Below are 21,274 nucleotides of genomic sequence, written 5' to 3'. Positions count from 1 at the left end.
AATTTGGAATTATTCCAAAATTATGGATTTATTCCAATCTTATGTGTTAAGACGAATAAAATTTATCAACAAAAAAACGGCATTTCCTAAGAAATACCGTTCGTCAAAAATTTTATTTTGGGGCTACAAAATAAAACTTATCGTTTTATTCGTTATCAGTATAATTAGCGAATTGTTGCATTGCTGTTTTGGTCAATTCTTTAGCGCGATTGACATAGAAACTTTTGGTCTCGTCAAGCGATTCATTTTGAAGCTCACTTTCACTACGCGAGTAATCACTAGGCAATTTGAAGTCAGCTTCTTCATTCAGTGCTACAGTTAACTCTTGAATGGCTAATTCTAATTTTTTTAGGGCTTGTTCCGCTTTATTTTTTATAGCTGCTTGTTGCTGTAATTCTTGTGCTCTTTTGGCTTCTAATTCTTTTTGAGCTTTTTGCTGTTCTGCTATTTGTGCTTCTAATTGTTGTTGTTGAAGTGCTAACTGTCGTTTCTTTTCCTCTAATTCTTGTTGTTTAACGGATAGCTCTTCTGCTGCAGCTTCTATTTCACTTCCCTCTGTGCTTACAATATCTTGAGAAGCGTTTTTTCTTGCATTAGCTTGACACAAGGTTAGTTGTTTCAATAACTCAGAACATAACTCTTTAGCTTGCTTGGTATAATATTTACTACGCTCAAAAGTATCTTGCTCTAAAGAACTTTCCATATCTGTTTTTGCTTGATACGCAAGTTCATTAGCTTCAGTACATCCACATTCTGCTGTAAGAGCTTCTACTTTGCTAAATGCTTCTGCTGCTTTATCGGCATATTCTTGGGTATGGAATACATTATTGGCTCCGTACGCTTTTTTACTATGCGAATACGCATAACTAGCTGCTGTTAAGGCATCATCAAGTGGATTTTGAGCATTACCTTGGAATACTAAACAAACTAAAAATAAGAATAATCCAATCTTCTTCATGCTATCGGGGCTTTTATTTGGGGCAATTATACAATATTTATTCGGTAAGATCCAAAAAAAAACGTCATTAATCGATGAAATACGCTTTTTATCTTATTTTTTATGGTTTAACCACATAAAAAGGTGAAAAATATCTTACCGGTGCTTACGTATTAGGCTTTAACGGCTTTTTTTAAATTATATTATAAAGTTGAACGAAAGAAATTTGTAGGGTTTAAAATTAGATTGTAAGTTAAACTTTCTTTATTCGTCTTATTGTCCTATGAATGACCTTATTATTCCCGCAATCAATCAAAATTTAAACAAGGCCATAACCTTAATTACTAAGATTTCTCCGGCTATATATCAGGATACCAGCGTAGGACCATACCATTCAAGTATAGGATCACACATGCGCCACCTACTCGATTTTTTTCTTTGTATAACAAATGGTTTGGATGCTAATGATATCAATTTAATTCAAAGAAGTAGGGATGAAGGGGTGGCTACCCATAAAGAAAAAGCATTGACATTACTCTACGACTTACAAGCCACTTTAATATCTTATTCCGATATGCCATCCAATTGTTTGATTAAGGTAACGGATGATATGGGGCAAGGAGCGGTAACTGTGCATTATACCCTAGAGAGCATATTGCTACACGCCAATAGTCATTTAATACATCATTTTGCAGCTATAGGCTATATTTTGAATGTGCTGGATGAGGACCTAAAAATCCCAGGTTTTGGTTATAATCCCACTACACCAGATCAAAAAAGAAAAGGTATTTAGTATGCTTATATTACTTTTTTGTGGATTTTTAAAAGAAGGATAGATGATACTTCTATGATAAATAACGTTTTAATTGTTCTTGGATAAAGAAATTCCATCCTTGTACACAACTTTCTCTTTTGAACTCTGGTATTTCAGAAGGGAAACTCTCTGTTACCTCATGAGTTAATACTAATCGTGTGGTTTGTGGCGTATCTTCAAAAAGTTCGAAAGTTAGCTTCGAATTGCCCGGATATTCTTGATATTTCCAGGTATACGTAATTTTTTTCAAGGGAATTACTTCGGTTATTTCCCACAAATGTGTAAACACACGTTGCTCACTTTGTATTTTAAATGCGGTTTTGAAACCAACCACGGGTTCAAATGCCGGGATCTCCTCAAAAAACCATTGCTTCATATGTTCTAAACTTGTAATAGCGAGCCATACGTTTTGTATCTGCTCGTCAAAACGTTGTTCGACTATCACTGGTGCATCAGAACATTGCATAGGTAACGATTTTACTGTTTTTTGTTTTTATCAAATAAGGATTTCATTATGGTATTCAATCCAACAAAAGCCATGGCTATAGCAAAAATAGCCCCCGCAATACCTAAAATTAAAATTGGGATATACAAAGGATGTTCTTGATTTTGAAAAGCCGAATGTATGATCACGGGACTTATAAACATAAAAAGTAAAGCCATTGCCATACGCTGAATCCCTTTGGCAAGGATCGTTTTATTTGTTCTTTTGGTCTCCATAACTATCGATTGCTTTTCTTACGCTTTTGTGTTTTTTTAAAAGTTCTACAGCAGTTTCTTTGGCTACATTGGTTTCATTCATTATCATTTGAATACCCCGTTCTACCAGTTTGTTATTGCTCAACTGCATATCCACCATTTTATTTCCTTTTACCCGTCCTAGCTTAATCATTACAGCTGTGGAGATCATGTTCAGTATTAGTTTTTGTGCAGTACCGGCTTTCATTCTTGAACTACCTGTAACAAACTCGGGTCCAACTACCGCAACAATTGGGTATTTAGCAGTAGTAGCGAGCGGACTTCCTGCATTACATGTAATACATCCAGTTAGTATGTCGTTGCTATTACATTGTTTTAATGCCGAAATTACATAGGGGGTGGTACCTGATGCTGCAATGCCTATAACTACGTCTTTATCAGAAACCTGATACTTTTTTAAGTCTTCCCAACCTTGATGAGTACTGTCTTCTGCAAACTCTACAGCATTTCTTATGGCACTATCTCCACCTGCAATTAAACCAATCACCAGATCGTGCGAAACACCAAAGGTAGGAGGGCATTCGCTAGCATCTACAATCCCTAGGCGCCCACTAGTGCCAGCACCTAAATAAAAAAGTCTTCCACCCTCTTCAAGTTTATGAACGATTTGGTCTACCAGTGCTTCTATTTGCGGAATTGCTTTTTCTACAGCCAAGGGAACGGTTTTGTCTTCTTCATTTATTTTGGACAATAATGTCGAAGTACTCATTTGCTCCAGATTATGATGTCTGGAGGGTAGTTCCGTAGTTTTGATGAAATCCATAATGACAAAAATAGGTAATATCTTTTAGTTCTAAGGTAAGATTGATTTACTCTGTTAAAGTGATTTCAAACCTATCGGTTTCTGAAATATTAAAATAACCAAGTGGATACTTAGCAGGAGTTGTCGTATTTATAATATTACCTCTTAGTTCAGAAGGAGGAGCCTGAAAAGGATCTCCTTCCTGACCGCTTTGTTCGTTAAGTATGGAGAAATAATTAAAGTATTGCTCGTCTACCCCTAGTATTTTAATAGTTACTACTCTATTATCTATGGTATCTTCGTAGAAATATGAGAAGTTGAACGCTTCTCCTTGAAAAAACTCATCCTCAATAGGTAGATATAAATTGAAGTCAAAATCAAAGAGATAGTAATCCCTTCTGCTGCCATCGTCTGTAAACGATACGATCACCTCTTTTTCATCCCCACCAAATAAGGTGCCGTCGCCTTCTTCAACATTGTCAATGGGAACTGCAGGTATACGACTAGCAGTTGCGATATAGGTATCTCCCTGATAAATTACCGTGAGTTCGTAAGCAACACCCAATTGAGGATTAAACGGTGAAGAAGCAGTATATAACCCTGGTTCTGTGGATTCTGTAAACGTAATAATCGTATCATCGCTGAGATCCGTTATAAAGACAGTAGCGCCACTAACGGTAGGTACATCGTCATCAAAGAATGGTGCGGTAGTGGTTAAGCGGATACCACCTTCGGTACTTACCGGATCTTCATTAAAATATACTTCAAAATTAGCATCGATAACCAATTTAGGTGGTGCAGTAGGTACATCAACCTCAATAACATCTTCACAGCTGTACAAAAACAGCATACCAAAAAGTAAAGTTATTATGTTTCTCATACTACTAAAATTTAAAGTTATAAGTAACCGCAGGAATAATACCGAATATAGAGGTGCGCACAGCTTCATTTACAAAGGTTTGATCGTTCTCCCTAAAGGTAATCGAAGCCGCATTTCTACGGTTATAAAGGTTATAGATACTAAATACCCATTGACTATTCCATTTTCTATTTTTATTTTTTCTTGGAGTTAGCGTAGCCGATAGGTCAATTCGATGGTATGCAGGCAGGCGCTCCGAGTTTCTGGGTGCATCATATACCGGAACTACTACACCTTGATATTCAAATTGACCAGTGGGATAATTTGTAGGCTGACCTGTTTGAAAAACAAAGTTAGCACCAAATTGCCATTTTTCGTTTAGATCGTAACTGCCGTTAAATGATATATCGTGCGTTTTATCATATGGTGTGTTATACCATCTGCTATTGTTGATACCGGTTTCATTTGCCGTTCTTCCGGGTGTTCGTTGTTCTGATTTGGATAAGGTATAGGCCAACCAACCTTTGAAGTCACCTTCACTCTTTCGGACTAATAATTCTAATCCATAGGCTCTGGCTTCTCCATTTAATATTACCTGTTCGATAGCGTCATTAGCGATTAAATCTGCACCATCGATGTAATCAATTCTATTTTGAATTTCTTTGTAAAACACTTCGGATTCAATAGAATATTGGTTGTTGATGTTTTTGAAATAGCCGAGTGCATACTGATCAAGTAATTGAGGCTTAATGTATTTTCCACTTGGAGTCCATACGTCCAGCGGAGTAGGGGAGTTGGTATTGGAAAGCAAATGGAGGTATTGGGTCATCCTATTGTAACTTGCTTTTATGGAGGTATTGTCATTCAGTAAATAGGAAAGTGCAAACCGTGGTTCGATATTGGTAAAGGTTTCAATTACATCACTTTGATCATAAGTTTCAATACCGATGGGGTCTGCTGATTGGTAGATCTGAAATTCGTCGTTAAAAAGAACCGCGCGGTTATCAGTATACAGGTTTAACTCATTTTGGCCTAATCTTATAAAATTACTTAGGCGAACTCCATATTGTAATTTTAATTTTTCATTTAACCGATGCTCTGCATCTACATAGACGGCAAATTCGTTGGCGTACTTATCTATTAATTTATCTCTCGTAATACCAGAATCAGGTCGATTGGGTCGTATCTCACCAGGATTAAACCTAAAATAAATATTGTTTAGGCCATAGTTGAGCTGAAAGCTATCACTAATATAGTGTTTGAGGTCATATTTGAGATTAAAATTACGTATCCCAGAGTCCCATTCGAACCCTACAAAATCTAAAACTAACCCATAAAAGTAATCTGAATAAATCAAAGATAGGTTAGAGAAGAGGCGATCTGAAAATAAATGATTCCATCGCAGATTCAATACAGAATTTCCATAGATATTCTCGAAACTCTCATTGATACCAAATACGTCTCTTCCGAAATATCCGGATAAATAGATACTGTTGTTATCATTGATTTTATAATTCAGTTTGGTGTTTAAGTCATAGAAGTAAGCAATATTATCATTGTCAAAGAGTGGTAAAAATAGGTGAGCGTAGGATGCTCTACCACCTACTAAAAAAGCTCCTCTTTCTTTTACAATCGGCCCTTCTAATAATAATCGACTTGCTACTGCACCCAGACCACCGTTCATACTAAACCTATTGCTGTTTCCTTCTTTTTGGTAAATATCCAAGACCGAAGAGGCTCTACCACCATATCGAGCAGGGATTCCTCCTTTATAAAGTTTAAGGTCTTTTATAGCATCAGGATTAAACACAGAAAAAAATCCGAATAAATGTGAAGAGTTGAAAATTGTAGCTTCATCTAATAAAATTAAATTTTGATCTACGGCTCCACCACGTACATTAAATCCTGAAGCACCTTCGCCACCGCTGGTAACCCCTGGCAGCAGCAGAATAGATTTAACTACATCCGCTTCTCCCAGTACTACCGGGATTTGTTTAATGGTACCAGAGGTGAGTTGATTCATACTCATTTGTGGATTCCGGATGTCTACTTTTTCTACATTTTCTGTGATGACCACTTCATCAAGCATTTCAGAAGCTTCTTCTAGCTTAAAGTTTAATTTAAGGTCACTGGTAAGTTCAATTTCTTTATTGATTTCTTGAAAACCCAAGTAACTTATTTGAAGATTGTATGTCCCTTCTGGCAATGTTATGGAGTAAAAACCGTATTCATTGGTAACCGAACCTTTATTAATCTCTGGAAATAAAACATTAACGCCGATTAAGGTTTCATTACTGTTTTTTTCTGTTATTACGCCACTGATGGTGTGTTTTTCCTGACTTAAACCTATACAGCTTAATAAAAAGGTAACTAGGTAAAGAAAAGTTTTAGGGTTCAACTTTTTAGATGTTATCATGTGAAAAGTAGATCGTAGACAATAGTTCAACTATATTATTACAAATTGCTCGCTAAACTAATTACAAATCTTAACATGTAGTGTTACTTAAATATTAAAATTAAGCCCTAACAAATGAATTGTCAGGGCTTTTTATACTTAGCTATTGGAATAGTTTTCTATTCTATAATACTGTTAAGCGTTTTGCTTGGACGCATCGCTTGAGCTACTTTTTCTGGATTTGGCCAATAATAACCACCCATATCTACTGGACTACCTTGTGCATCATTAAGCTCTTTAATAATTAATTCTTCATTATCAGTAAGCTGTTGAGCAATCGTAGCAAACTCTTCTTTTAGTTCACTATCCTTGCTTTGCGCAGCAAGTGCTTGTGCCCAATAGAGAGCTAAATAAAAATGACTTCCTCTGTTGTCTAGTTCGTTAACTTTTCGAGAAGGCGATTTTTTATTGTCCAAAAATTTAATCGTAGCTTCATCCAAAGCTTCAGCCAAGACAATGGCTTTGGTATTTTCATTTTTCTTACCCAAATGTTCTAAAGATACAGCGAGTGCTAAATATTCACCTAATGAATCCCATCGTAGATGTCCTTCTTTGTTGAATTGTTGCACGTGCTTTGGCGCAGACCCACCAGCTCCTGTTTCGAATAAACCACCGCCATTCATTAAAGGTACTATGGACAGCATTTTTGCACTGGTTCCCAACTCTAGTATTGGAAATAAATCTGTATTGTAGTCTCTCAATACATTACCAGTAACAGAGATTGTATCTTTTCCTTCTTTAACTCTTTTTAAGGTAAATCTAGTAGCCTCTACAGGCGATAAGATTCTGATATCTAATCCTTCTGTATCGTGTTCTGGTAAATAGGCTTCTATCTTTTTAATTAACTCTGCATCGTGAGCTCGGTTTTTATCTAACCAAAATACAGCTGGAGTGTCTGTTGCTCTAGCTCTGTTTACTGCTAATTTTACCCAATCTTTAATTGGGGCATCTTTAGTCTGACACATTCTCCAGATGTCACCATCTTCAACCGGATGCTCTAATAGTGTGTTTCCTTCTTGATCTATGACTTTAACCACACCATTACCAGAAATCTCAAAGGTTTTGTCGTGAGATCCATACTCTTCAGCTTTTTGCGCCATAAGTCCAACATTTGGTACGGTACCCATAGTAGTTGGATCAAAAGCACCGTTCTCTTTACAAAACTCTATAGTTTCCTGGTAAATACCTGCATAGCTACTATCTGGAATCACGGCTTTGGTGTCCTGTGGTTTTCCGTCTGCATTCCACATTTGCCCCGAATTACGTATCATTGCTGGCATAGATGCGTCAATGATAATATCACTCGGTACGTGCAAGTTGGTAATACCTTCATCCGAATTAACCATCGCTAATTTAGGCAGGTTGGTATAGGCTTTATCGATATCTGCTAAGATTTCATTCCGCTTAGCTTCAGATAATTTTTTTAATTTGGTTAGTAAATCTCCAAAACCATTATTGATTTCAACACCAATCTCTTCAAATACGTCTCCGTGTTTATCAAATACTTCTTTAAAATATACTTCTACTGCGTGACCGAATATGATAGGATCCGAAACCTTCATCATCGTAGCTTTCATATGTAATGAAAACAGCACGTCTTTTTCTTTGGCATCATTTACTTGCTCTTCCAAGAAGTTTAATAATGCTTTTTTATTCATTACCGTAGCGTCGATTACCTCGCCAGGTAATAAGGCAGTGCTTTCTTTTAATAGGGTTGTTTGACCGCTTTCGTCTGTAAATTCAATTTTAACGTCTTTTGCAGCCTCAACTGTAATAGATTTTTCATTAGATCGGAAATCCCCGGATTCCATAGTAGCTACGTGGCTCTTAGAATCGGAGCTCCAGGCACCCATCGAATGAGGATTTTTCTTAGCGTACTGCTTTACTGGTTTTGGCGCTCGTCTATCCGAGTTACCTTCTCTGAGTACTGGATTAACAGCACTTCCTTTGATTTTATCGTATTTTGCCTTTATTTCTTTCTCTTCAGCATTTTTTGGTTCTTCAGGATAATTAGGTAAATCGTATCCTTGTAGTTGTAATTCTAAAATAGCTGCTTTTAATTGGGGTATGGAAGCACTAATGTTTGGTAATTTGATAATATTAGCTTCCGGTTGTTTGGCTAACGCTCCTAATTCAGCTAAGGCATCAGGAATTTGCTGTTTTTCGGTTAGTTTTTCAGGGAAATTAGCCAATATTCTTCCTGCTAGCGAAATATCTTTAGTTTCTAATTCAATGCCAGCAGGTTTAGTAAATCTTCTTACGATTGGTAAAAAAGAATATGTAGCTAAAGCCGGAGCTTCATCAGTCTTAGTGTATACAATTCTTGAGGTATTAACTCCCATATTTTTGTTTTTAATATTAAAGAAGTGCTTAAAGGGGATATTTAACTTCTTTAATTGTTATTAAAATTAGTTGTAAAGAATTATGAAAATCATATGTAGGCTACCTATAGCGGTAGAATCATAATTTTTCCGAGCGCGAAGATACAAATATGACTATCGATTTGCAACCTATGACCTGTTAGTTTTGAGTTAAAAGCCTTGTGGTTAACGGCTGACAGGTTTTGGCAAAGATATACAGGTGGAGTATTTATAAAAAAAGCCATATCAAAATATAAATACCTTGATATGGCTTCATCGAAAATAAATTTCTATGTTAGCTGATTACCCGCTATTAAATAGCAAAAACTCATTGCTATACCATTTTTATTTTCGATTGTTGAGATAGTAATGTGTTTTTTAATCCACAATAGTTACCTCATTTTGACGAATATAGTTTACTGTCAATAACTTTTTTACGATTATTCTTCAATACTATATTGTCAATGATACCTTTTATAAATTACAGTCAAAACTTAATTTTTTCCTTTGAATTTCATTTTGAAATGATTTTAAAGTAAGCCTTTAAAGTGATTTCAAGGATGTACGCAAAGAAATAACTTTCATTTATTCCCTGTAGGTTTTAATAAAGGTGTAAAAAGTTTAAAGAACGTATTGTAACTTTTACATAATTAGGAATCCTTTTGTCATCAACTAATTATAATATAAATATAAGGAATAATTTAGAAACATCAAAGAAATGTATTACATTAATTTTCAACAGGTTATAAACCTATTTTATTAACTTTTGTTCATAAAAAAAGACCGTTATTAACGGTCCTTTTTCTATTATCAACTAGTGGATTTTTATCCTCTTCTTTCTTTAATTCTTGCTTTCTTACCAGTAAGTCCTCTAAAGTAGAATATTCTCGCTCTACGAACTTTACCTTTCTTGTTAATTTCAATTTTTTGTAATGCAGGTAAGTTGATAGGGAAGATACGCTCTACACCTACGGTACCCGACATTTTTCTTATGGTAAAAGTTTCTGTTGAACCTGTACCTCTTTTTTGAATTACTACACCTCTAAAGAACTGAGTACGTGTTTTGGCACCTTCTTTAATCTCGTAGTACACTGTAATCGTGTCGCCTGCAAAAAACTCAGGCATTTCTTTTTTTGAAACGAATTCGTCTTGTACGAACTTTACTAAATCTTCCATTTTAATCTTGGATTTGATAATTACATTCAACTAACATTCACGTTTTTCGCCAGAGGTTAATTAAATAAGGCTGCAAAAATAATTATTATTTATTTAATTACAAGCTTTTTGAAATCTTTTATTACGATTAGTAAGCTTTTGTTAGTGTTATTCTTTGTAGGGCTAATTTGCCACTATTCTTCTAGTAAATCAGGCCTTCTTTCTTGTGTTCTTAGATAAGCCTGTTCTTCTCGCCACTGTTCGATCTTTGGGAAATTTCCGCTGGTAAGCACTTCTGGGACTTTCCAGCCTTTATAATCAGCAGGTCTTGTATAAATTGGAGGTGCTAATAAATTGTCTTGAAAAGAATCGGTAAGGGCAGATGTCTCATTGCCCAAAACACCCGGTATCAATCTAATCACCGCATCACACAGTATCAGGGCTCCTAATTCTCCCCCAGACAACACATAATCTCCTATGGAAATTTCTCTGGTGATGAAATGGTCTCGAACCCTTTGATCTACACCTTTATAATGACCACAGAGAATAATAATGTTCTCCTGTAATGAGATTTGATTAGCTACGGTCTGTGATAGTGTTTCTCCGTCAGGGGTCATATATATGACTTCGTCATAATCGCGTTCGGATTTTAATTGAGTAATGCATTTGTCGATGGGTTCGATCATCATCACCATTCCGGCACCGCCACCAAACTGATAATCATCTACTTGTTTGTAATTGTCTGTAGTGTAATCTCTAAGATTATGTAAATGCACTTCTACCAATCCTTTTTCGATAGAACGCTTCATAATTGAGGCTTCAAAAGGACTCTTAAGTAAATCTGGGACTACTGTGATGATATCAATTCGCATAGTTTCTATTAAAATCTATGCAAAGATGCAAAAGAATACTAAAACACGCTATTGGTTCTTAACAATTACTTTGAACCTTTTTTCTGCTTGTTGATTTCATCCTGAAGTTTGCGCATTACTTTTTGCTCTCTTTCCAGCGCTCTTCTTCGATGTTCTTCGAATTCAGCTTCCAAGTCTGCAAGGGAGTTTTTGGCCTGTATTGTAATGGTATTACTGTTTTTAAATTTAAAAATGAAAAAACCTAAAAGTAGCAATAACGCCACAATTATCAACCACATTATAGTTCTGTAAGTGGATTTATTTAGTAATGCCCCGAAAAAGGATATACTGTCTTTTTCGTTGGTGATAACAGCAAGTTTTTCATTCGTTTCTGCCAGGTTTTTTTGTAACTGATCTAAAGTGTTTTTTTGCTGCGCTATTTGACTGTTTCTTTCTTTTAATGATGTTTCTAGATTGTTTATAGAGTCTGTTACATTAGATTTAAGTTTATTGAGATAAATCTGTTTAACGACTTTATAATCTTGGTACCTACCTGATTTTTGAATCAAAATATCAAACTGATCTTCAATAGCAGCTTTGTTTAACGCTTCCTCTGCACTTAGGTCCTCTTGGGCGCTTAGTGTGAAAATGGAAAATAGCATTACAAACAGCGGGTATAAATGGTAGTGTTTTGTATTCATTTGTGTGTTCTATTTATGTTTCTAAAAACGTGAATAAAGATATGATATTGTTAGGAAAAATAAAGTCTTATTACACTTTTCTTTGCTTTTTTTTGAAGTGTTTGGAGGTAATTCGGACTAAACTGAACATTAGAATTCATATATAAAAAAAAGCTACTTGAAGCCAAGTAGCTTTTACATTTTATGATTTAATCCTAATAATAAGTAAAGCGTCTTACTTTAGCAATGTATTTGGATAATCTAATAACCTGATGACTATATCCATATTCATTATCATACCATACATATAGTACTACATTTTTACCATTATTATCAACGATGGTAGCATTGCTATCAAATATTGAAGGTGCAGAAGAGCCTACAATGTCGCTTGAGACTAATTCATTATCTAGGGAATATTTAATTTGTTCCACCAAATTACCTTCTAGGGCATATTTCTTAATAGCCTCATTCATACTTTCTCTAGTAACTTCTTTCTCTAGCGTAAGGTTTAATATTGCTAGGGATCCATTAGGAACAGGTACTCTAATGGCGTTTGAGGTAAGTTTTCCTTCAAAACTAGGTAATGCTTTAGAGACAGCTTTACCAGCTCCAGTTTCGGTGATTACCATATTCAACGCCGCTGCACGACCTCTTCGGTATTTTTTATGCATATTATCTACCAAATTCTGGTCATTGGTGTAAGCGTGTATTGTTTCTAGGTGTCCGTGTTGTACCCCAAAACTTTCTTCAACCGCTTGCAAAATTGGTGTTATCGCATTAGTGGTACAAGAAGCAGCAGAAAAAATGTCAATCTTATCGGGATCGTGATCTTTTTGATTAACTCCGTGTACAATATTGGGTACTCCTTTTCCAGGAGCAGTTAGTAATACTTTGCTAGCTCCTTTAGCCGCTAAATGTCTGCTTAACGCCTCTTTATCTCTAAAGGCACCGGTATTGTCAATGATCAGTGCATCCTGAATTCCGTATTTTGTATAGTCAATTTCTTCAGGATTGTTAGCATTAATAATGTTTACTGTTGTACCATTAATAATTAATGCTTTGTTTTTGATATCAGTTTCTACGGTACCGGCAAAAAAACCGTGAACCGAATCATTGCGCAATAGGGAGGCTCTTTTTTCTAAAACTTCTTCTGTGATTTCACCACGTGTTACTATTGCTCTTAATCGAAGTTGTGTTCCTTTTCCGGTAATAGTCATAAGTTCTCTACCTACTAATCTACCGATTCTTCCAAAACCATATAATACAACATCTCTTGGTTGAATTTCTTGGAAACTTTTTGCATTTTTTAGTTTGTTTTGCACAAACCTGTTTGCAGAGCTGTATTCATCGCTACTTAAGTGATACTCGTAGGTTAATTTACCGATATCTAATTTTGATGGAGGAAGATTCATCAGTTTAATAGCCTGTGCGATTTCCACGGTATCAAAAATTGAAATAGGTTTTTGAACGAACTCTCCCGCATATTCATGTAAGTTGATGATTTCACTTACATTTTTATCGATAAGCTGATTTCTAAATAGTACCAACTCAATGGAGTTGTCATACCATAGATCGCTCACTGTTTTGATAAAAGCTACGGTTGCACGTCTTCTATCTGCCTGTAAGGCAAGTTCTTTTTCGTAAACTTCGTTAGAACTCATAATGTGTTGTGTTTTACAGTCTTGAAATTTCGTGCAAAAGTATACATTTCAAACGTTTTCGTATATATTTTTTATAAAAAAAATCCCATCAGTGTATTCTGATGGGATTTGTTTACTATTAATTTCTATTTATTGAAAAACAAATTCTCTCTTTTCGCCATTTCGATCAATCAGGCTAATACTGATGTCCTCATTTGGTGATTTTTGAGCCATAATTCTTTTTACAGCTTCAACATCCGTAACTTTTATGTTATCAATTTCGGTAATAATTATTCCTTCTAGGTTGTATCGTGCCATCCTTGGAGTGAGTGTTCTACTTATTTTAACTCCGTAATTCACTCCGTTTCTTCTAAGGTCTTCTTTAGATGGGTTTACCACCTCAATGCCTACTGCTTGTATTTCGTATCTCTCGTATTTTTTAAGTTTAACAGGTAGCGTCATCAGAGAGCCATCTCGAATGATTTTTACATTTACAATATCATTAGGGCTCTTACTGCTAAGATAACCAGAAAGATCTGCAAATTTTCGGATTTTGACACCGTCAATTTGTTTGATAACATCTCCTTTTTTCAGTCCGGCTTGTTCAGCGCCACTGTCACTTTCAATTCCTGCAATGATTACACCTTGAGAATCATTAACACCAAATTCTTTTTGAGAAGCCTGGTTGATTTCTGTTGTGGTTACGCCAATGATTGCTTTTTGAACATCGCCGTATTCTATAATATCATCGATAATTTTTTTGGCACTATTAGAGGGTACAGCAAAAGAATAACCAATGTAACTCCCAGTCATAGAAGTAATAGCAGTATTAATGCCAATGAGCTCTCCTCGTACGTTTACCAAAGCACCTCCGCTATTACCTGGATTTACTGCAGCATCGGTTTGGATGAAGGATTGGTAATTACCATCGTATTCATTTAAATCTCTAGATTTTGCACTGATGATACCTGCTGTTACCGTAGAAGTCAGGTTAAAAGGATTACCCACAGCTAAAACCCATTCTCCAATTTTAGCAGAATTAGAATCGCCAAATGGAATATAGGATAGATGCTCATCCGCTTCTATTTTGAGTAAAGCAATGTCTGATTGCGGTGCTGTACCTACAATTTTAGCATTGTATGTTTTATTGTTATTTAGGGTAACTTCTAATTCGGTTGCACCTTCAATAACATGGTTATTGGTTACAATATATCCATCGGCTGTTATAATAACTCCGGATCCTGCTCCTTGGATTTGTTTTTCTACTGCACCACCATTTCTTAGGTATTCCATTAAGTTTCTAGGCCTTCGGGTGAGGCCATATTGTTTAACGTGTACAACCGCGTTTACGGTTTTTTCAGCTGCGTCTGAAAAATCAATTCCTGATGCTGCCGCCGTACTCATGGTATTGGTTACCTTATAATTGGTAGGTTGAACGCTTGTTGTCGCAGGCTTACTTTCTGTAATTACTACAGGTTTTGGTTCTAAAAATAATTTATATGCTCCTAGTGTAATGGCTCCAGCCAGGAAAGCCACAACCAGCAAACTCAAAAATCTTTTCATCTTTCTTTTCTCTGTTTTTTGAATTGTTAAACTATACTTTAAAGACTTTCGTAAACACTTAAAGTTACAATAGTCGTATCCTTTAAGGTGTTATTTAACTCACAATTAACAATGATATTATGAAAACATTCTTTGTACCTTTGCAGTCCAAATTTATATTTTAAATGGTGCTACCCTTTTATAAATATCAAGGAACCGGTAATGATTTTGTGATCATTGATAATCGTCAATTAGTTTTATCCAAAAATGATACCAAATTAATTAAAAGACTTTGTGACAGAAAATTTGGCATTGGTGCTGATGGATTAATGTTGTTAGAACTGCCAGAGAATGACATCGATGACTTTAAAATGGTGTATTTTAATGCTGATGGCAATGAAAGCTCTATGTGCGGTAATGGAGGAAGGTGTTTAGTCGCTTTTGCAGCAAAACTGGGAGTTATAGCTCATAGCGCTCATTTTAGCGCAATTGATGGTCGGCATTATGCGGAAATCAGCAACGAGGTAGTTCGTTTGCAGATGCAAGATGTTGAGGAGATTAAAGAATCAGATTCACATCAATTTTTAAATACTGGTTCGCCCCATCATGTTGCTTTAGTGGAAAATCTTACTGAATATGATGTTAAGACTCAGGGGAAAAAGATTCGATATGGCGCTCCTTATTATGAAAATGGTACCAATGTAAATTTTGTACAGCAACGAGATCACGCAGCATTTGCAGTAAGAACCTATGAGCGAGGTGTTGAGGACGAAACTCTAAGTTGCGGTACTGGTGTTACTGCTGTTGCATTAGCTATGTTTAGTAAAGGATTAACTGACTCAAATCAAGTGATGATAGAAACGCCAGGGGGTGAATTAAGCGTGAGTTTTGAGAAAAGTGAGACAGGTTTTAAAAATATTTTCTTAACAGGACCAGCTACGTTCGTTTTTAAAGGAGAAATAGCATGGTAAGTTTAAAGGGTAAAACGGTATATCTTAGAGCTCTTGAGTATGAAGATCTCGATTTTTTGTACAAGGTTGAAAATAACGAGTCAATCTGGGAGATTAGTTCTACTTTGACGCCGTATTCTAAATTTATCTTAAAGCAATACCTTGAACAGTCGCATCGAGATATTTATGAAGTGAAGCAGTTACGTTTAGCTATTTGTAGCCAAAAAGATGAGCTTATAGGATTTGTTGATTTTTATGATTTTGATCCTTCTCACCAACGTGTGGGTGTTGGAGTTTTGATAGCAGATGAAAAGAATCGCGCAAAAGGCTATGGAGCTGAAGTGTTGAAAATGGTAACGACATATTGCTTCAATCACTTAGGTTTACATCAAATCTATGCAACTATTACTGAAGATAATGTAGCTAGTATTCGACTTTTTGAAAATCAAGGCTTTGTGAAAACAGGAGTAAAAAAAGATTGGATAAAATCCGGAAAAGCATTTAAAAATGAACTTTTATATCAATTAATCAATGTACATTAAAAAGATACTATTAGTAATCGCATTACTTGGTTTGTTAGCTGCTGCAGGCTTTTCTTACTTTGTATATCAAGCTGTATTTTCGCCTAATACTGCTTTTTCAAGCGAAAAATATGAAGTTTTTATTCCGTCTGATGCTACCTTTAAAAAGGTTCAACAGTTGTTAGACCCAGCCATTGAGGACTTATCTACTTTTACGAAGATTGCTGAACGAAAAGGGTACATAGAAAATGTTAAGGCAGGTAAGTTTGTTTTGCGAAAGGGTATGAACAATAATGAAATCATAAATACCTTAAGAAGTAAAAATACGCCAATACAAGTAGTTTTTAATAATCAAGAACGCTTAGAAAATTTAGCAGGTAGGATTGCTACTCAGATAGAGGCTGATAGTTTAGGTCTCTTAAATGCATTTAAAGAAGAGTCATTTTTATCATCGAATGGTTTTAATCAAGAGAATGCATTGAGCATGTATATTCCTAATCAATATGAATTTTTCTGGAATACCTCTGCTGTGCAATTTAGAGATAGGATGCTTAGAGAATACAAAGCTTTCTGGACAGATAGGCGTTTGTCTAAAGCAAAAAATATAGGACTAAGTCCTAAAGAGGTTATTACAATGGCATCTATTGTACAAAAAGAAACCGCAAAAGTAGATGAACGACCTCGCGTTGCTGGCGTGTATATGAATCGTTATAATGATGGTTGGAAGTTAGATGCAGATCCTACTGTCATTTTTGCACTTAAAAAGCACCGAGGGGATTGGGATGCGGTTATAAAAAGAGTATTGTACAAGGATTTAGAAATAGATAGCCCGTATAATACTTATAAATACCGAGCTCTTCCTCCAGGTCCTATTGCTATGCCAGACATTTCTGCTATAGATGCTGTTTTAAATTATGAAAAACACGAGTATTATTTTTTTGTAGCTGATGTTACCAAAATGGGATATCATAAATTTGCAAAAACACTCTCACAGCACAATCAAAATAAGCAACAATATGTAAAATGGATTAATCAACAAGGCATAAATAGATAAGTATTTCATCGCTTAAAGAATTCTTGTTGATGCTTCTGTATTTTCGTGATATTCAATGAAATTACTAGTATATTTTGGCGATATTTTAAAATGTAGTAATTAAAAAATTATCGTTTAAAGGTCTTAACTTGACGTTTAAGTGCTTATTTTTTTGTTTTTTAACACCATTTACAAATGCTACTTTGTCTATTTTAATATTTAAAATAATGTAAATCAGTTAATTAAAAAATTTAACATTTGCTTCTTCTTTAGTTAATTTTTATCCGTATATTTGCACCGCTAAAATTTAAATAGCAGGGGACCCTTTTTAAGGTGCTATTTAAAAATTTACATTATGATAAAAAAGATACTTGGTTTATCTATAATAGTACTAATTGGGGCAATTTTTCTTCTTAGTTTTAAAAAAAAGGAAGCGTTTGATTACAGTGCTTACTCTACCGAAGGATTAGATCTTTACTACATCGCTCCAAACTTTGCTGAAATTGAAGATGCTTACAATGATACCTACGTCTCACCTAAATTAGGAAAGAGTTATTTAGGATTTAAAGAAGCAGTAGCTTTTAAAGAATCCAGAGGTGATTATGGAGTTATCAACCAATTCGGGTACTTGGGTAAGTATCAGTTTGGTAAAGGCACACTAGCGCTTATCGGTATAAGAGATATACAGCAGTTTTTAGATAATCCTAGTTTACAAGAAAAAGCATTTTACGCCAATCTTTGTAGAAACAAATGGGTTCTTAGACGCGATATCAAATGGTTTGTTGGTAAAACCATAAATGGTGTAGAGGTAACAGAATCTGGGATTTTAGCTGCAGCACACCTAGCTGGACCTGGATCAGTAAAAAAATACCTGAGAAGTGGAGGGGTAGAAGGGTTTGCAGATGCTTTTGGTACTACAATCAGATATTATATGAAGCGCTTTAAAGGCTATGATACTTCTTCAGTTATCGCAAAGCGCAGAGCGCGAGTAAAGCGTTCATATACCGATTTGTAAAATTCCTGATTAGTTTCCTTTCAATACGTTTAGTTACTGCTAATAATCTTTTTGTATAATAAAGATTGTAGGTCTTTTATGCAGTTCAGGTTGATTTTTATTCCATTCTTCAACTGTTTTGGTACAGATATATTCAGTAGTTAAGGTAATATCTGCTGCGATACAAAGTCTTGTCATTGGTGACAGGATGGTTAATAGATCCATAAGCATTTTATCATTGCGATATGGGGTTTCGATGAAGATCTGAGCTTGATTTTTTTCAAGTGATATCCGCTCCAGTTGTTTTAAAGCCTGTTTTCTTTCGTTTTTGTCTATAGGTAAGTATCCGTTAAAAGTAAAGTTTTGTCCATTCATACCACTGCTCATCATTGCCAACAGTATAGATGATGGACCAACTAAGGGTGTTACCTGAATTCCCTTTTCGTGTGCTATACGTATAACTTCAGCACCAGGATCCGCTACTCCAGGACAACCTGCATCAGACATAAGACCAATAGCTTCACCATTTAGACAAGGCTCTAAATAGGTTGGTATTTCGGAAGGGTCTGTGTATTTATTTACAGAATGTATGATTAATGATTTTTGAGATTTGCTAGGGCTGACTTTTTTGATAAACCGTCTGGCGGGCTTTTCATTTTCTACGATATAATGATTTACCTGTTCTAAAACCTTTTTAATGGAGATAGGAAGAACTTCTAACGGTACATCATCGCCTAGTCTTGTTGGTATAATATATAGTCTTCCTTTGGGATTTAGAGTATTCAATTCCATAAGGTTTTAAATCTTATTTTAATATATCTTATAGTTTAACTGCGGTTGCTGGTCTGATTTCAGTAGAAGCATACTTCTTTACATATGAAATATAAGCTTTTAAACAGCACCACTGCGCTTTAAAAACAATAAGAAAATGTTATATTCTAGTATGCAATACTACTAATTTTTTTGCTATAATTTGTTATTTGTACAGGCTTTAGAATCGATATAATTACATAGGTGTAATGCATTCAAACGTATATTCAAAGCACAAATAGAATTATATGTTTATTTGGAATTCTGCTTTAATTGGGTAGCAATAGTGGTGCAAGCGTTATCTAATAGTTGATATACGTTATCAAATCCATCTGCGCCTCCATAGTATGGGTCAGGAACTTCTAATACGCTATCTGGTTGAATTTCTTGAAGAATTAACTTAACCTTATTTATGTGCTGTTGGTTCTTGGCTAACGCAATGACATTGTTGTAATTGGATTCATCCATAACATAAATGCGGTCGTAGTTGTCAAAGTAACTAACCTTAAACTGATCAGCACGTTGTGAACTAATATCGATTCCATTTTTTTTAGCTACTTCAATTGATCTTGGGTCCGGTGTATTGCCGATATGATAGCTTGCTGTTCCGCAGGAGTCTACTTGAAATTTTGTTGGATCTAATTTAGATTGTAATATGCCTTCTGCCAAAGGTGATCTACAAATGTTACCTAGGCAGACCATTAAAATTTTAGTTTTCATAGCTTATAAGGTAAGCTTTTTGCCTAAATCTTCAACGTATTTTCTGAATTGCTTGTCTGTAGAGGACAGGTTGTCTACTGTTTTACAAGCGTGTAATACTGTAGCGTGGTCACGTTTGCCTATTTGAGTACCGATACTTGCTAATGAGGCTTTGGTTAGTTTTTTTGCAAAAAACATGGCGAGCTGCCTTGCTTGTACAATATGTCGCTTTCTGGTTTTGGATTGCAGCGTTTCTATATCCATTTGAAAATAGTCACTTACAACTTTTTGGATATAGTCGATGGAAACCTCGCGTTTGGTGTTTTTTACATAATTTTCAACGATGGCTTTAGCTAAATCAATAGTAATATCCTTTTTGTTAAAAGAAGAATGTGCGATTAAGGAAATAATTGCTCCTTCTAATTCGCGGATGTTGGTTTTGATATTATTAGCTAAGAATTCTACGATTTCTTCAGGCATCTCAACTCCGTCTCGGTATAATTTATTTCGGATGATTGAAATTCTTGTTTCGAAATCGGGTTGATGTAGTTCAGCAGATAATCCCCATTTAAATCGCGATAACAAACGTTGTTCTATATCCTGCATATCTACAGGCGCTTTGTCACTGGTTAAGATAACTTGCTTGCCGTTTTGGTGTAAATGGTTAAAAATATGGAAGAAAACATCCTGTGTACCTGCTTTACCAGATAATAATTGAATGTCATCTACGATTAAAACATCTATGATTTGATAGAAATGAATAAAATCATTTCTATTATTTTTCTTTACAGAATCTATATATTGTTGTGTAAACTTTTCTGCGGAGATATATAAGACTGTTTTTTCGGGGTAATTATCTTTGATGTTTACTCCTATAGCGTGCGCTAAATGGGTTTTGCCTAAGCCTACACCTCCAAAAATTAGTAGCGGGTTAAAAGAAGTTCCACCTGGTTTATTAGCGACAGCGAGTCCTGCAGACCTTGCAAGGCGGTTCGAATCTCCCTCTAAGAAATTTTCAAAATTATAACTTGGATTAAGTTGTGATTCAATTTTGACATTTCGGATCCCAGGAATTACAAACGGATTTTTTAGCTCTGGATTTTTACTTTTTATAGGTACATCCACTTCTTGTGAGCTTACGGCCGTTCGATTAGAACTTGGTATTTTTTCAGTAAAGGGTTGTTTGTTTCCGTAAGTGTTTTCCATTTTAATTACGTAAACCAGCTTTGCTTTTTCACCAAGCTCTCTGGTTAGTGATACTTTTAACAGGTTAACGTAATGTTCTTCCAACCACTCATAAAAAAATTTGCTAGGAACTTGTATGCTCAATGCGTTATCAGTTAGCTTAACAGCCTTAATGGGTTCAAACCAGGTTTTGTAAGCTTGTGGTGTAATATTGTCCTCAATAAAAGACAAACAATTATCCCAAACTGATTGAGCAGTTCTATTCATTCTTACGGTTAGATTATA

The 21,274-nt window shown here is 35.2% G+C and carries 20 protein-coding genes; 5 read left to right on the top strand and 15 right to left on the bottom strand.

Annotated elements, in window-relative coordinates; genetic code table 11:
* Window positions 1–145: 145 nt before the first annotated feature.
* Window positions 146–958, bottom strand: coding sequence for a hypothetical protein (locus EV197_RS13475; protein WP_130287317.1), 813 nt, complete (start codon window positions 956–958; stop codon window positions 146–148).
* Between the two features lie 262 nt (window positions 959–1,220).
* Between EV197_RS13475 and EV197_RS13470 the strand changes: the two genes are divergently transcribed.
* Window positions 1,221–1,730, top strand: a complete 510-nt coding sequence (locus tag EV197_RS13470; RefSeq protein WP_130287316.1) for a DinB family protein — start codon at window positions 1,221–1,223, stop codon at window positions 1,728–1,730.
* Window positions 1,731–1,782: 52 nt separating this feature from the next.
* Here the strand turns inward: EV197_RS13470 and EV197_RS13465 are convergent, their stop codons facing one another.
* The 11 genes from EV197_RS13465 to EV197_RS13415 all read right to left on the bottom strand — a co-directional run bounded on the left by EV197_RS13465 (window position 1,783) and on the right by EV197_RS13415 (window position 14,818).
* A complete protein-coding gene (locus EV197_RS13465) occupies window positions 1,783–2,217 on the bottom strand; it encodes an SRPBCC family protein (protein ID WP_130287315.1) in 435 nt (144 codons plus the stop codon).
* Between the two features lie 11 nt (window positions 2,218–2,228).
* Window positions 2,229–2,471, bottom strand: coding sequence for a DUF6095 family protein (locus tag EV197_RS13460; protein ID WP_130287314.1), 243 nt, complete (start codon window positions 2,469–2,471; stop codon window positions 2,229–2,231).
* Window positions 2,449–3,273 (bottom strand): N-acetylmuramic acid 6-phosphate etherase, encoded by an 825-nt coding sequence (murQ, locus tag EV197_RS13455; RefSeq protein ID WP_130287313.1) that lies wholly within the window; start codon window positions 3,271–3,273, stop codon window positions 2,449–2,451. Before murQ ends, EV197_RS13460 begins: the two co-directional genes overlap by 23 nt.
* A 46-nt stretch (window positions 3,274–3,319) precedes the next feature.
* Window positions 3,320–4,132: a DUF4249 domain-containing protein gene (locus tag EV197_RS13450; protein WP_130287312.1), complete on the bottom strand. Its 813-nt coding sequence runs from the start codon at window positions 4,130–4,132 to the stop codon at window positions 3,320–3,322.
* A 4-nt stretch (window positions 4,133–4,136) separates the two neighbouring features.
* Window positions 4,137–6,527, bottom strand: a complete 2,391-nt coding sequence (locus tag EV197_RS13445) for a TonB-dependent receptor (protein WP_130287311.1) — start codon at window positions 6,525–6,527, stop codon at window positions 4,137–4,139.
* Between the two features lie 158 nt (window positions 6,528–6,685).
* Window positions 6,686–8,908, bottom strand: a complete 2,223-nt coding sequence (locus EV197_RS13440; RefSeq protein ID WP_130287310.1) for an NADP-dependent isocitrate dehydrogenase — start codon at window positions 8,906–8,908, stop codon at window positions 6,686–6,688.
* Window positions 8,909–9,751: 843 nt separating this feature from the next.
* On the bottom strand, window positions 9,752–10,102 hold the full coding sequence (rplS, locus tag EV197_RS13435) for a 50S ribosomal protein L19 (protein ID WP_130287309.1): 351 nt from the start codon (window positions 10,100–10,102) through the stop codon (window positions 9,752–9,754).
* A 173-nt stretch (window positions 10,103–10,275) separates the two neighbouring features.
* Window positions 10,276–10,953 (bottom strand): tRNA (guanosine(37)-N1)-methyltransferase TrmD, encoded by a 678-nt coding sequence (trmD, locus tag EV197_RS13430; RefSeq protein WP_130287308.1) that lies wholly within the window; start codon window positions 10,951–10,953, stop codon window positions 10,276–10,278.
* Between the two features lie 65 nt (window positions 10,954–11,018).
* Window positions 11,019–11,633: a tRNA (guanine-N1)-methyltransferase gene (locus EV197_RS13425; RefSeq protein ID WP_130287307.1), complete on the bottom strand. Its 615-nt coding sequence runs from the start codon at window positions 11,631–11,633 to the stop codon at window positions 11,019–11,021.
* 194 nt (window positions 11,634–11,827) lie between these two features.
* Window positions 11,828–13,276, bottom strand: coding sequence for a glyceraldehyde-3-phosphate dehydrogenase (locus tag EV197_RS13420; protein ID WP_130287306.1), 1,449 nt, complete (start codon window positions 13,274–13,276; stop codon window positions 11,828–11,830).
* 129 nt (window positions 13,277–13,405) lie between these two features.
* On the bottom strand, window positions 13,406–14,818 hold the full coding sequence (locus EV197_RS13415; RefSeq protein WP_130287305.1) for a S1C family serine protease: 1,413 nt from the start codon (window positions 14,816–14,818) through the stop codon (window positions 13,406–13,408).
* 164 nt (window positions 14,819–14,982) lie between these two features.
* Between EV197_RS13415 and dapF the strand changes: the two genes are divergently transcribed.
* From dapF to EV197_RS13395, 4 genes are all read left to right on the top strand, one after another.
* Window positions 14,983–15,768, top strand: a complete 786-nt coding sequence (gene dapF / locus EV197_RS13410) for a diaminopimelate epimerase (RefSeq protein WP_130287304.1) — start codon at window positions 14,983–14,985, stop codon at window positions 15,766–15,768.
* Window positions 15,762–16,289 (top strand): GNAT family N-acetyltransferase, encoded by a 528-nt coding sequence (locus tag EV197_RS13405; RefSeq protein WP_130287303.1) that lies wholly within the window; start codon window positions 15,762–15,764, stop codon window positions 16,287–16,289. Before dapF ends, EV197_RS13405 begins: the two co-directional genes overlap by 7 nt.
* Complete coding sequence (gene mltG / locus EV197_RS13400) at window positions 16,279–17,322, top strand: endolytic transglycosylase MltG (protein ID WP_130287302.1); 1,044 nt, start codon at window positions 16,279–16,281, stop codon at window positions 17,320–17,322. Before EV197_RS13405 ends, mltG begins: the two co-directional genes overlap by 11 nt.
* A 334-nt stretch (window positions 17,323–17,656) precedes the next feature.
* On the top strand, window positions 17,657–18,316 hold the full coding sequence (locus tag EV197_RS13395) for a peptidoglycan-binding protein LysM (protein ID WP_130287301.1): 660 nt from the start codon (window positions 17,657–17,659) through the stop codon (window positions 18,314–18,316).
* A gap of 39 nt (window positions 18,317–18,355) precedes the next feature.
* On the opposite strand, the gene EV197_RS13390 is transcribed toward EV197_RS13395, so the two are convergent.
* The 3 genes from EV197_RS13390 to dnaA form a co-directional block, all read right to left on the bottom strand.
* Window positions 18,356–19,087 (bottom strand): SAM-dependent methyltransferase, encoded by a 732-nt coding sequence (locus tag EV197_RS13390; RefSeq protein WP_130287300.1) that lies wholly within the window; start codon window positions 19,085–19,087, stop codon window positions 18,356–18,358.
* Window positions 19,088–19,357: 270 nt separating this feature from the next.
* Window positions 19,358–19,825, bottom strand: coding sequence for a low molecular weight protein-tyrosine-phosphatase (locus EV197_RS13385; protein ID WP_130287299.1), 468 nt, complete (start codon window positions 19,823–19,825; stop codon window positions 19,358–19,360).
* Window positions 19,826–19,828: 3 nt separating this feature from the next.
* Window positions 19,829–21,256 (bottom strand): chromosomal replication initiator protein DnaA, encoded by a 1,428-nt coding sequence (gene dnaA, locus EV197_RS13380; protein WP_130287298.1) that lies wholly within the window; start codon window positions 21,254–21,256, stop codon window positions 19,829–19,831.
* Window positions 21,257–21,274 lie beyond the last annotated feature (18 nt).

This window comes from Aquimarina brevivitae (assembly GCF_004216895.1).
GTDB classification, from domain to species: Bacteria; Bacteroidota; Bacteroidia; order Flavobacteriales; family Flavobacteriaceae; genus Aquimarina; species Aquimarina brevivitae.
This window is presented reverse-complemented; position numbering and strand designations above follow the sequence as displayed.

Excerpts from the sequence above, each read along its gene's own strand:
- EV197_RS13475 (WP_130287317.1), bottom strand. The coding sequence starts at position 958 with ATGAAGAAGATTGGATTATTCTTATTTTTAGTTTGTTTAGTATTCCAA.
- EV197_RS13470 (WP_130287316.1), top strand. The coding sequence starts at position 1,221 with ATGAATGACCTTATTATTCCCGCAATCAATCAAAATTTAAACAAGGCC.
- EV197_RS13465 (WP_130287315.1), bottom strand. The coding sequence starts at position 2,217 with ATGCAATGTTCTGATGCACCAGTGATAGTCGAACAACGTTTTGACGAG.
- EV197_RS13460 (WP_130287314.1), bottom strand. The coding sequence starts at position 2,471 with ATGGAGACCAAAAGAACAAATAAAACGATCCTTGCCAAAGGGATTCAG.
- murQ (WP_130287313.1), bottom strand. The coding sequence starts at position 3,273 with ATGGATTTCATCAAAACTACGGAACTACCCTCCAGACATCATAATCTG.
- EV197_RS13450 (WP_130287312.1), bottom strand. The coding sequence starts at position 4,132 with ATGAGAAACATAATAACTTTACTTTTTGGTATGCTGTTTTTGTACAGC.
- EV197_RS13445 (WP_130287311.1), bottom strand. The coding sequence starts at position 6,527 with ATGATAACATCTAAAAAGTTGAACCCTAAAACTTTTCTTTACCTAGTT.
- EV197_RS13440 (WP_130287310.1), bottom strand. The coding sequence starts at position 8,908 with ATGGGAGTTAATACCTCAAGAATTGTATACACTAAGACTGATGAAGCT.
- rplS (WP_130287309.1), bottom strand. The coding sequence starts at position 10,102 with ATGGAAGATTTAGTAAAGTTCGTACAAGACGAATTCGTTTCAAAAAAA.
- trmD (WP_130287308.1), bottom strand. The coding sequence starts at position 10,953 with ATGCGAATTGATATCATCACAGTAGTCCCAGATTTACTTAAGAGTCCT.
- EV197_RS13425 (WP_130287307.1), bottom strand. The coding sequence starts at position 11,633 with ATGAATACAAAACACTACCATTTATACCCGCTGTTTGTAATGCTATTT.
- EV197_RS13420 (WP_130287306.1), bottom strand. The coding sequence starts at position 13,276 with ATGAGTTCTAACGAAGTTTACGAAAAAGAACTTGCCTTACAGGCAGAT.
- EV197_RS13415 (WP_130287305.1), bottom strand. The coding sequence starts at position 14,818 with ATGAAAAGATTTTTGAGTTTGCTGGTTGTGGCTTTCCTGGCTGGAGCC.
- dapF (WP_130287304.1), top strand. The coding sequence starts at position 14,983 with ATGGTGCTACCCTTTTATAAATATCAAGGAACCGGTAATGATTTTGTG.
- EV197_RS13405 (WP_130287303.1), top strand. The coding sequence starts at position 15,762 with ATGGTAAGTTTAAAGGGTAAAACGGTATATCTTAGAGCTCTTGAGTAT.
- mltG (WP_130287302.1), top strand. The coding sequence starts at position 16,279 with ATGTACATTAAAAAGATACTATTAGTAATCGCATTACTTGGTTTGTTA.
- EV197_RS13395 (WP_130287301.1), top strand. The coding sequence starts at position 17,657 with ATGATAAAAAAGATACTTGGTTTATCTATAATAGTACTAATTGGGGCA.
- EV197_RS13390 (WP_130287300.1), bottom strand. The coding sequence starts at position 19,087 with ATGGAATTGAATACTCTAAATCCCAAAGGAAGACTATATATTATACCA.
- EV197_RS13385 (WP_130287299.1), bottom strand. The coding sequence starts at position 19,825 with ATGAAAACTAAAATTTTAATGGTCTGCCTAGGTAACATTTGTAGATCA.
- dnaA (WP_130287298.1), bottom strand. The coding sequence starts at position 21,256 with ATGAATAGAACTGCTCAATCAGTTTGGGATAATTGTTTGTCTTTTATT.